The organism is Plantactinospora sp. ZYX-F-223 (genome assembly GCF_039649625.1).
In the GTDB taxonomy this organism is placed as follows: Bacteria; Actinomycetota; Actinomycetes; order Mycobacteriales; family Micromonosporaceae; genus Plantactinospora.
Genome location: NZ_JBDJAV010000066.1, coordinates 23,864 through 34,629, shown reverse-complemented (window position 1 = coordinate 34,629; position 10,766 = coordinate 23,864). Strand labels below are relative to the sequence as shown.

General features: G+C 71.0%; 6 protein-coding genes and 3 pseudogenes. 3 read left to right on the top strand and 6 right to left on the bottom strand.

Going from position 1 to position 10,766, the window contains the following annotated elements:
- Positions 1–584 precede the first annotated feature (584 nt).
- Positions 585–1,961 (top strand): CoA transferase, encoded by a 1,377-nt coding sequence (locus AAH979_RS38595; protein WP_346263062.1) that lies wholly within the window; start codon positions 585–587, stop codon positions 1,959–1,961.
- A 240-nt stretch (positions 1,962–2,201) separates the two neighbouring features.
- On the opposite strand, the pseudogene AAH979_RS38590 reads toward AAH979_RS38595, so the two are convergent.
- Positions 2,202–2,456 (bottom strand): annotated as a pseudogene (locus AAH979_RS38590) (integrase core domain-containing protein); the annotation flags it as partial.
- A 953-nt stretch (positions 2,457–3,409) separates the two neighbouring features.
- Here AAH979_RS38590 and AAH979_RS38585 point away from each other — a divergent pair.
- Both AAH979_RS38585 and AAH979_RS38580 read left to right on the top strand, forming a co-directional pair.
- Entirely contained in the window at positions 3,410–3,904 is a 495-nt protein-coding gene (locus AAH979_RS38585) for a hypothetical protein (RefSeq protein ID WP_346263061.1), read from the top strand.
- Positions 3,905–4,325: 421 nt separating this feature from the next.
- Positions 4,326–4,931, top strand: a complete 606-nt coding sequence (locus AAH979_RS38580) for a YdeI/OmpD-associated family protein (protein ID WP_346263060.1) — start codon at positions 4,326–4,328, stop codon at positions 4,929–4,931.
- Positions 4,932–5,381: 450 nt separating this feature from the next.
- Here AAH979_RS38580 and AAH979_RS38575 read toward each other — a convergent pair whose 3' ends face one another.
- From AAH979_RS38575 to AAH979_RS38555, 5 genes and pseudogenes are all read right to left on the bottom strand, one after another.
- Positions 5,382–5,717, bottom strand: a complete 336-nt coding sequence (locus AAH979_RS38575; protein WP_346263063.1) for a hypothetical protein — start codon at positions 5,715–5,717, stop codon at positions 5,382–5,384.
- A gap of 112 nt (positions 5,718–5,829) precedes the next feature.
- Positions 5,830–6,024 (bottom strand): annotated as a pseudogene (locus AAH979_RS38570) (ISAs1 family transposase); the annotation flags it as partial.
- 49 nt (positions 6,025–6,073) lie between these two features.
- Positions 6,074–6,148 (bottom strand): annotated as a pseudogene (locus AAH979_RS38565) (hypothetical protein); the annotation flags it as partial.
- Between the two features lie 818 nt (positions 6,149–6,966).
- Positions 6,967–9,750, bottom strand: coding sequence for an FAD-binding and (Fe-S)-binding domain-containing protein (locus tag AAH979_RS38560; protein WP_346263059.1), 2,784 nt, complete (start codon positions 9,748–9,750; stop codon positions 6,967–6,969).
- Positions 9,747–10,763, bottom strand: a complete 1,017-nt coding sequence (locus tag AAH979_RS38555; protein ID WP_346263058.1) for an alcohol dehydrogenase catalytic domain-containing protein — start codon at positions 10,761–10,763, stop codon at positions 9,747–9,749. The genes AAH979_RS38560 and AAH979_RS38555 overlap by 4 nt, the downstream gene beginning before the upstream one ends.
- Between the last annotated feature and the right edge of the window lie 3 nt (positions 10,764–10,766).

Sequence of the window (10,766 nt, the reverse complement as noted above, 5' to 3'; positions counted from 1 at the left end):
TACGACAGCCGCCCTTCGTGATCAGAGCTGAAGTTCGAGGTTGAGGCGGCGTGTGTAGTGGCATCGTCGGGCTCGGACTTGATGCCGGCGTCGCCACTGTGACCAGCTTGGTGAAGAGCTCCAGGGCAAGGGTGAGGTGGTGGTACGCCTCGTCGTAGCGGAGCATTCCGACGTGAGCGATCGCGAGCGCCCGAAACCACCCCAACCTGGCGATACGGCTAAACCACATAGCCGACGAAGTACGTGAATCAGACGTCCTCTGAGTGACCCTCGACCAACGGCATCCACCGGATTAGCCAGAGTGAGCACCTGCTCTGCGGCAAACTGCGAGCGTCACCTCCGCCTAACAACTTGATCAGGTGTGCGCTCATGCCGCCGGCCGTGCGCGGTACTCGACCGGGAGCCGTCACGTTCCGTGGCGGCCTCCGGTGTCGGTCGACGTCCGGAACTGCCGAGATCAGGACGATCGTCGCGACGCTGCCGACGACGATGGAAGGGCGTTCCTCCTGACCCCGCCCGGTGGGTGAGCAACGGCACCCCCAGTGGGTCAATCCGGGTCACCGGGAGTCGGGAACGATGTGGGCATGGTGACTCTGTTGGACGGCGTACTGGCAGACCTGGGGCTGATGAATATCGCCGGTCCCCGGCTGGCCGGAGATCGACAGCCTGCGGTGCTGGCGTCACCGCTCGCCGTTGCCGAGTGCGCAATCGTGTCCGTGGCCGCCTGTCTCACGGCTGCCGCTGAGCTGGCTTCTGCGCGCACCGGTCGGCGGCCTGACATCGCGCTCGACACGCAGCATGTGGCGGCGGCGATGCGCAGCGAGGTCTGGCTTCGCGACGCAGACGGGCGGGGGATCGACGGCTTCGCTCCACTGTCCCGATTGTGGCGGGCTGCGGATGGTTGGGTGCGCACCCATGCGAACTACCCGTGGCATCGGACGGCTCTGCTGGCGGCCCTCGGTGTGAACGACGGTCGAGACGCCGAGGTTCAGGCGCAGTTGGCTGACGTCATTGCCGCGCGCCCGGCGTTGGAGGTTGAGCGTGTTGTATACGCCGCGGGAGGGCTGGCCGTTGCGGCTCGTACGCAGGCCCAGTGGCAAGCAGACAGCCAACAGAGCACGGCGGGGACGTCTCCGCTCGTGAACATGGTGCCGCTCAGCCGTGGCTCGCTGCCGCTAGCCGAACCGGGCCAGCTTCCGGCGTCGGGGGTGAAGGTACTCGATTTGACACGAGTCATCGCCGGCCCCGTTGGTACGCGGATGCTGGGCGCGCTCGGTGCCGACGTGCTACGAGTCGACGATCCGCATCGCCCGGAGTTGGCGCTGCATGCTGTCGACGGAGTGATCGGTAAGGCAAGCGCAAACCTGGATGCCAGCACGGCGGACGGCCGTCAAGCTCTGCATCGCCTTCTCGACCAAGCCGACGTTCTCGTGACCGGCTACCGGCCCGGAGCGCTGCGCCGTCTCGGTCTGGACCCTGACCAAGTTGCGGACCAGCACCCCGGCACCATCGTCGTCACGCTTTCGGCATGGGAAACGGGCGGAACCTGGGGCACACGGCGCGGTTTCGACAGCCTGGTGCAAATCGCCACCGGCATCGGCTGGGCTACAAGCACGGATGGCATCCAACCCGGCGCGCTGCCCTGCCAGCTGCTCGACCACGCTACCGGCTACCTTATCGCTGCTGGTGCACTGGCCGCACTCGGTCGACGCGCCCGCACCGGCGACGCCACCCACGTCTCTGTATCCCTCGCCAGGACGGCACGATGGCTGCTCGACCAAGGCAGCAGGCCAGTCAGGCAGAGCGCGGGCGATGACCCGAAGCGCCAAGCCGACACCTACCGAACAGCACTCGGAAACGGGTGGAGCACGATCAGCCCACCAGGTCAACTCGACGGCAGCCCGCTGAGCTGGCCTCACCTACCACCCGCCTACGCTCAAGCGCCGCCCGATTGGAGCTGAACGCCCGCGGTCACCCTGCGAAGGGGCTCGACCTACACCATAGGTCCGGCGACGACCGTGAACAGTGCCTGAAGTAACGGCGTCACACCATTGGACCTTTTTCAACCTGGACCGCGCGGCGCTCACGCACCGCGTCCGACCTTGCGGTCCGCCGGACCGCAAGGGGAGGTTGAAAATGGTTCATTGTCAACACCGGCACAACTCGAGATGGGCCTCAACCCCTGATCCTGGACGCGGGGTTTATGCGGCTCGGGCCAGCGTAACCGGCGTTACTCGGAACTGTTCGTAGGCGTTCGGGAACGGGTGTCCGAGCCGGGAGTGGCGTCGGAGCGTGTTGTAGCGGTGCAGCCACCGGAACGAGGTCAGCCGGGCTTCCCGTTCGTCGGTGAAGGCGCGGCGGCCCTGCCGGGTTTCGCGTTTGAACGTGGCGTTGAACGACTCGGCGGCGGCGTTGTCGGCGGAGCTACCGACCGCGCTCATCGACTGCCGGACCCCTGCTGCGGCGCATGCGGCGGCGATGACCGTCGCGCGGTGGCTGAATCCGCCCGGCTGAGGCGGCGCGGTGGTGAGCCCGACGAGCAGGAACCCGCCGGGGCGCAGCAGAGGCCGCCAGGCGGTCATCGCCGTGGCTGCGCCGTGTCGGGTGAGGAGCTGTGCCCCTTTGGGCAGCCTCGCCAGGATCAGGTCAACGCCCGTGCCGGACCGAGAGGCGGCGCGGCGTGTCCGGCGTTCAGGGGAGGAGGTTAGTAGCCGCACGCGCGGGCCGTGGCGACCGGTGAGCAGTCGGGCCGGTACCCGGCGCAGGTAGGCGGTCGCGGCGAGGGCCGCAGGGTGCGTGTCGAGGTCGAGCACCACACCGCCGACGTGGGTGTAGCGGCGGATGAGGTAGGCGAGGTGGTTCGGAGATAGCCCGTGCCAGTCCGGCACACCCCCGCCGGGGGGTGCGTGGGACGCGGGTACCGGAAAGGAACAGCCCGACCGGTACCGGCTGCGGCCGGTCACCGGGGGCGGTGGAGCTGGGCTTCGGCATGGGCGTGTGGGCCACGTCCGCCGACGAGCGCTGACACTAGGGGATTACAAATCCGGACCTCGGATGGGAAACCACACTCCACACCGACTCGGCCGCCCCGCCCGACGCCGACAGGCTGAAAAAGATCCTCAACAGATTGAACGCGCAGGTCAGAGCCGCCGAAACACCGGCTGTCGGCAAGCAGAAACGGCACCCCGTACACGACGATCAGCGCGGCGCGGACGAACTTTCTCGCTTCCCGTCGCGTGGAATCCGAACACCGGGCCGCCAGCCCTGTCTACCGCTGCCATCGATGCCTCAACCTGGGGATCGGGGATGCGGACGGCGAACCCGGTGGGGCACGCTGAGCCTGCTACTTCGACGGACAGCGATGGCTCATGCGCGCTGCGAGTGCAGCGGGTCCGCCGGGGATGGCGGCGTGGATGCTGAGGGGGACGGCGGGGTGTTGGGACTGTACGGGGATCCGGACGAACTCGACCGGCTGGCCGGACGCCTACGCACCCGGGCCGGCGAGGTGCGGGAACAGGCGGCCGATCACGAACGCCGTGGTCACGCGGCGCGGTGGGTGTCGGTGTCTGCGCAGTCCTACCGGGACCGGGTCGCGTGGGATCGGGCCCGGGCGGACCGGGTCGCGGACGACCTCGACCGGGTCGCCGACACCGTGGTCGCCCACGCCCAGGAGGTCCGGGAGCTGCTGGCGCTGATCGCCCGGATCGAGGACGAGGTCACCGGCTGGTTCGAGACCGCAGCCCAGCGGCTGCGGGACTACGCGCCGCTGGCGGGCGGACCTTTGCTGAAGGCCGCCGTCGAGGCGCCGTGGGCCGGCTGGCCGTTCCAGCCCGGAAACCTGCCCGCCTCGGGGGACCGGAAGTGGCTCGAGGTCGGCGAGTTCATGCGGGGCAAGGGACTCTAGATGGCCACCGCACACACCGTGCTGCCGGCACACCGGCTGCTGCTGTCCGCCCCGGAATGGGCCCTGCTCGTGGCCGCGAGCGGACTGCGACCACCACCCGGGTTCGACCCGGCGGATCCGTCGGCGGATCGGCTGCCGGAGACGGCGTCCGCGCTGGCCGACCGGGGTGTCGTGACGATCGACCCTGGCAACCCGACCGGGTACCGGCCGGTCGGACCGGTGGCGGCGAACTCGGCGCAGCCCGGGCGATCGTGCAGCTGGAGGTGTCTGCCGGGGACCGGGGCACCGAGGTCAGCCGTCCCGGGAGTCGAGGTCCTTCCCCCCGACGGTCCGCCGAGCGACCGGCGTGCCGGCAGCCCGGCGTGCCGATCTGGCCAACAGGCAGATGCTGCGGCGACGGCGCAGCGGTTACCCTGCCGTCATGGCAAGCGCCGAGCTGGATGAGTTGATCGTCGCGGACGCCGACGCGCTGCGCGCGTGGTTGTCGGCCAACCATGCCACGTCGCCCGGCGTCTGGCTCGCCCTGACCAGGAAGGGCGGCACAGTCACGAGGCTGACCTGGCAGCAGGCGGTCGACGAGGCCCTGTGCTTCGGGTGGATCGACGGGCAGGCCCGTAAACGGGATCACGAAACCTCCTGGATCCGGTACACCCCTCGCCGGCCCCGCAGTTCCTGGTCACAACGCAACGTCGCCCACGTGGCCCGGCTGGAGGCGCAGGGGCGAATGCTGCCCCCGGGCCGCGCCGCGGTGGAAGCCGCGCAAGCGGACGGGCGGTGGGCGGCCGCCTACGCCCCGCCCTCGGAAGCCGAGGTACCGGCCGACCTCCTCGCCGCCATCGCCGCCGACCCCGCCGCCCAGGCCATGTTCGACGTACTCACCAAAACCAACCGGTTCGCCCTCATCCACCGCGTCAACGCCGTCAAACGGGCCCAGACCCGCGAGCGGAAGATCGGGGAGTTCGTCGCCATGCTGGCCCGTCACGAGACGATCTACCCACAGAAGGCCAGGCCTGCAGAATCGCCGTAATCGACAGGCGTCATGATCAAGTGCATTCACATGCCGCCGACCGTGCGCTCCAGTCCTGACCAGAGTCATCACGCTCTGTAGCTGGCCCTCACGATGCGCGCCATCGCCGCGCACCTGGTCAGCGAAGCCCGAGTGCACGGCATCGCCTAGCGGAGACGAGCATGACCAACCGCTGCCCGTCCTCGGGCGCCCGTCGGGCAACATCGGTTGCGCCCGACCACCGGTTTGGCGTGGCACCGTGAACGCCACACTGATCGGGCTGTCGCGGGTAAATGCGGCGATTATTGCGATGGCGGACCGGGCTGGGTGCGCCCTGACGGGGCTCACCCCAGGGCGTCGGCAAAGTCGTGATGATGTCCGGTGTGGAGGAGCCGGCGGTGGGGGCGGCAACCGATGCCCCGGCCTCGCTCGCCATGAATGCGAGTCGGGTCTCGGGACGTGCTCCGCGATCTACGAGTCGTCCGGCCGCCGTCGTGCCGCCGCTGACAGGGTTGTGGCCAGGAGGGTCGCCGCGAGTACGCCGATCGACTGGGCGAGGCGGGTGAGGCGCTGGCTGGTACAGCGTTCATACGTACGCGGCCAGTAGTCGTCGGCGTAGTCCTGTGGCCGCCCGATATCGAGGGCGAACGCGTTGCCGCAGGACCTGGCCTCATGGTCGCCAGGCGCAGGTACGCGAATCGGTAGCAACAGCATCAGCGCGACCACGGCGGTGCCCAGCAACGCGATGGGGAACGGACTCAGCAAGGTGGCGTACCACGGCTTGGGCGTGGCGGCTGTGGTTGTCACCTGGCCGAGGGTAGAGCAGGCCGCCTCGGCGCGTCAGATGATGCCGAGTAGGTGCGTCGACGGTCACGACGGTGCCGCGTAGGTCGCCGATCTGGTCGAGCAGCGGCTGGAACCGGGTGATCTCGTTCGTCTTGCCCTCGACGTCCGTGCTGGCCAATACCAGGCCGGTGGCCTGGTCGCAGGCGGCCATCACATGCCGGGCCGGGGTGTCGGTGGTGCGGGAGCCGCGTAGCGTCTTGCCGTCGACCGCAATCGTCCCGATGCGAGGCCGGGGTGGTAGCCGCGGCAGGTGAGGCCAGCCAGGCACTGGTTGCTGCGGTGAGCAGGTCCGGGTCCAGGGCCTGCAGCAGTCTGCGGATCATCGCCTCCGACGGGCGCCGGTCCGGGGCGATGCCCAGTGCGAGCACGGTCGTGGCCGGGACGTCGGCGATCCACTCGGCGATCGCGGTGTACGAACGGTAGCCGGCTACCTCGGCGCAGACTGCCCGCGGTCACCACGACCGTCGGCTGGTGCCGGACGCCCGGCGGGTGCGCGGGGATCTGGCCGATCCGTCAGCGCTGCGGGCAGCCCGGCAGCGGCTTCGGGCCCGGTGACAGCCGGTGCGCTGGACACAGACGAGATCAGCGATGATGGCAGTGCGGGCATGACTCACTTCGGACGATCAACAAGGCGTGGAGAACCTCGACGCTCATCTAAACCGGTCATGCGCGTCCTGCTACCACCGACAAGGGCGCGTCTCCACCAAACGGATCAAGCCGGATACCCTCACGACCTTGCCGGGGCCCTGCTCCCTCGCCCCGCCCGGATGTCCACGCCTGTACGGAATCGATATCGGCCGGACGGGGAAGGGGGATGGTCGCTCGCCTCGGCCGAACCTCGCCCTCTCACCTCGACATCAGACTCGCAGTACCGCAGTCGCCCGCGACCTTCGCCCAGCCCAGTCCACCGGCGACCGCCGGCGCCGACCTTCAGGTCGACACCAGGCCATCCGTGCCCCACCAGCGGCACGCATCCCCGGCTGCGAGCCCGTCCGCTCAACGCCCGGGCCGGCGGCCGCGAGAGCGAAATGACCGTCCAATCAGGACTAGAGCGTCCGATCCACAGTGGCCGGATCAGAGAGCGGCACCATCGGTCCTCGGGTCGGCCGCGCTCTGTGCGTATACCCCCCCCGCCCGGGATGGCGGTGGTGAATGCTGAGGGGGTGTCGCGCGCGAAGCAGCGGCCAGATGTCGTCGGACGGTGGTGTCCCTATGCGGTGACCTGGTCGAGCACTTCTAGCAGGTGGTGATAGGTGCGGCCGGTGGCGCGGGTCATTCCGATCTCGCAGGTGCGGTTGACCGAGGCGTGGGAGGTGTAGTCGCCCGCGGCGATGGCGTCGGACTCGGCTCGGGTCGCTGAGGCAGTGAGCTCCGGGTGTAGGAGGCCGCGGTCGCCGGCGAAGGCGCAGCACTGCCAGCTGCCGGGGACGGCGACGTGTTCGGCGACGGCTTCGGCGATGCGGGCGATCGCGGTGTCCAGACCCATTCGCACGGAGGAACAGGTCGGGTGCAGCGCGAGGGATGGCAGCCGGCGGCCGATGGGTAGCCGCGGCAGGATGTGTTCGGCAGCGAAGGTGACGGCGTCGACGACCTGGAGGCCGGGCTCGGCGGCGAGTAGCTGGTGCAGGCCCTCGGTGCAGGAGGCCGCGTCGCTGATGATCGGCAGCCGGCCGCCGTCGGTTGCTCTGGTGAGGACGTCGCGTACCCGGTGGCGCATCACCTCGTACCCGTCGGGCAGGCCCTTCGAGGACCACGGCGTGCCGCAACACAGGTCGCCGACGCCGTCGGGAATGCGCAGGCGGAGGCCGGCGCGGGCGGTCAGCGTGCGCAGCGCGGCCATGACGCCGGGACCATCCTGGGCCGGGCCGAACATGGTGTTGAGGCACGAGGGAAGGTAGACGGCGTCGGCGTCCGGCTCGGCCGCCGCGCGGCGGCGGCTTCCGCCGCGGGGCAGGTCGCGGGTCCAGACCGGCAGGCCGGTCACGCGGGCCGCCTGGGTGATGCCCTCCACGATCGCCGGGGGAGCGGTCGCGGCCAGGTCGAGGGCGGCGTTCATGGCGCGCGTGGCGGCGTCCCAGTGCTTCGCGGCGGTACGCCAGGCGCGCTGGGTCGCGCGGCCGTTGTGTACGGTTCGCAGCCGCTTGGTGAGGTCGCCGGTGTTGATGAGCACCGGGCAGGCGGTGGCGCACATGCCGTCGACGGCGCAGGTGTCCACGGCGTCGTACTGGTACTCCCGTTCCAGCTGCCGGGCGATCGCGGTGTCGCCGGCCGCTTCGGCGGCGGCCAGCTCGCGGCGCAGGACGATCCGTTGCCGTGGCGTGGTGGTGAGGTCGCGGCTGGGGCAGACCGGCTCGCAGTAGCCGCACTCGACGCACCGGTCGACCTCGGGCTCGACGGTGACGACGGGTTTGAGATGGCGCAGGTGCGCCTGCGGGTCGTCGGTGAGCAGCACGCCGGGGTTGAGCGTGCCGGTGGGGTCGCAGTGTCGTTTGACCTCGAGCATGACGTCGAAGAGCTCGTCGCCGTACTGGCGGCGGACGAACGGCGCCATCACCCGGCCGGTGCCGTGCTCGGCCTTCAGGGTGCCGCCGCGGCCGAGGACGGCGTCGACGAGATCCTCGGTGAAGTCGGCGTACCGGCGGACGTCGTCGCCGGGGCCGAAGTGCTCGTTGAGCATGAAGTGCAGGTTGCCGTCCTTGGCGTGGCCGAAGATGACGCTCCGCTCGTACCGGTGCCGGTCGAACAGCCGGTTGAGGTCGTCGCAGAGGTCGTCGAGCGCGGGTACGGGTACGGCGACGTCCTCCAGCAGGGCGACGGTGCCGGTGGGGCGGGCTCCCGCGACGGCGGCGTAGAGGCCCTTGCGGATGTGCCAGAGCGCGGCGCGGCCGCGGGCGTCGCGGCTCAGCCGGGCTGGCACCGCCAGGCGCAGCCGGTCGAAGACCCGCCGGGCGTGGTGTTCGGCCTCGGTGAGGCGTTCCGCGTCGGGCTGTTGCCACTCTACGAGCAGCGCGGCGTGCCGCTCGACGGCGAGGCCGCGCAGCACATCGTCGGCTCGCGGGTCGGTCTGTGCGACGCGCAGCGACTCGCTGTCGAGCAGCTCCACCGCGGCGGGGCCGGCCGCGACGAGGTCGGGCATCGCCGCCATGGCCTCGCGCAGCGTAGCGAAGACGACCAGGCCGGTGGCCGCGGCCGGGTGCACCGGCACGGTCCGTAGCACCGCCTCGGCCACGAAACCCAGCGTCCCTTCGCTGCCGATGGCGAGGTGGGCCAGGATCTGCACGGGCGAGGTGTGGTCGAGGAAGCTGTTGAGCCCGTACCCCATGGTGTTCTTGAGCGAGAACTGCGCCGTGACGCGCCGTACGGAGTCGGGGTTGCCGCGTACGCGATCGCGCAGCCGTTCCAGCGCGGCCGCGAGGGCGGGCTCGGTGGCGCGCAGCCGGGCGTCCGCGTCCGGGGCGGCGGTGTCGACGACGGTGCCGCTGGGCAGCACGAGCACCATCGACTCGAGTGTCTGGTACGTGTTCGCGTGGATACCGCAGGTCATCCCGCTGGAGTTGTTGGCGATGACGCCGCCGATCGTGCACGCCGACTCGCTGGCCGGATCGGGCCCGAGCCGCCGGCCGTACGGGGCGAGCCGGGCGTTGACCTGCCGCAGGACGGCGCCGGGCTGGACGCGTACCCGGGCGCCGCCGTCGAGTACCTCGACGGCGCGGAAGTGGCGGCGGACGTCGACGAGCAGGTGTCCGGTGACGCCCTGCCCGCTGAGGCTTGTGCCGCCCGACCGGAAGGTCAGCGGTACGCCCCGGGCGGCGCCGACCCGCATGAGCGCCGCGACCTGCGCGGCGTCCCGGGGCACCAGCACCGCCTGCGGCGTGAGCAGGTAGTGGGAGGCGTCGTGGGCCATGCCGAGCCGGTCGGTGACCCGGGTGCGGACCGCGCCGGGTGCGGCGGCTCGCAACGCGGCTATCAGCCGGCGGGCGGGAGGGTTTGTCATGTCGTCAACCGGCGTGGGTCGATGTGGATTTTCGGGCCTGCGCCGTCGGGGCGTCGTCCGGCCAGGATGTCGGGGGCGTCGGCGAGACCGACAGTGGCCGCGACCAGGGGGCGGGGGTCGACGGTGCCGCTGGCGTACGCGTCGATGGCGCCGGGCAGGCCGGCGGAGGCGCCGAGGATGCCGACCGCGGTGACGTCCTTGAAGACCAGGCCGCGGGTGTCGACGGCGCTGGGGCCGCCGGCGAGTCCGATGTAGACGACGGTGCGGCCGGGCTCGACGAGGTCTAGCGCGAAGGCCGGCAGCTCGGGGTCGTTGGCGGCGTCGACGACGGCGTCCCAGGGCAGCGACGGCAGCGTGGCGCGGGTCCAGGCGTTGGTGAAGCCGAGCGTGCGGGCCAGCTCCAGTTGGGTGCCGTCGCGGCCCAGGAGGTGTACGTCGATGCCGCGGGCGCGGGCGAACATCGCGACGAGCAGGCCGATCGTGCCGGTGCCGAGGACGAGCAGCCGCTCGCCGGCGTCGAGGCCGGCGGCCTGGACGCTGCGCAGCGCGTTGCCGCCCGGCTCGACGAGGGCGCCGAGGGTGGCGTCCACGGTGCCGGGCAGGGGGTGCAGGGCGGTGGTGGGTACGGCCAGCTGTTCGGCGAGGGCGCCGGGTAGGCCGTCGCGGATGCCGAGCTCTTGGCGGTGCGCGCAGACGTGGTGGCGGCCGTGACGGCAGCGGTGGCAGTGCCCGCAGCCGATCATGGTGTCGCCGGTGACGCGGCGGCCGACCCAGGCGGGGTCGACGCCGGGCCCGGCGGCGGTGACCACACCGGACCACTCGTGGCCGGGGCGCAGCGGGTACGAGGACGCGCCGGTGTGCAGGTAGCTCATCTCGCCGGTGAACAGCTCGACGTCGGTGCCGCAGATGCCGACCCGCTCCACGTCGGCGACCACCTGCCCGGCGGCGGCGACCGGAGGCGGTACGTCCCGTACCTCGGCCCGGTGCGGTCCGGTGAGGACCAGCGCGCGCATCGC

Bases quoted from the DNA above. Each gene is read 5' to 3' on its own strand.
- AAH979_RS38580 (WP_346263060.1), top strand. From the start codon at position 4,326: ATGGCAAGCGCCGAGCTGGATGAGTTGATCGTCGCGGACGCCGACGCG.
- AAH979_RS38560 (WP_346263059.1), bottom strand. From the start codon at position 9,750: ATGACAAACCCTCCCGCCCGCCGGCTGATAGCCGCGTTGCGAGCCGCC.
- AAH979_RS38555 (WP_346263058.1), bottom strand. From the start codon at position 10,763: ATGCGCGCGCTGGTCCTCACCGGACCGCACCGGGCCGAGGTACGGGAC.
- AAH979_RS38595 (WP_346263062.1), top strand. From the start codon at position 585: ATGGTGACTCTGTTGGACGGCGTACTGGCAGACCTGGGGCTGATGAAT.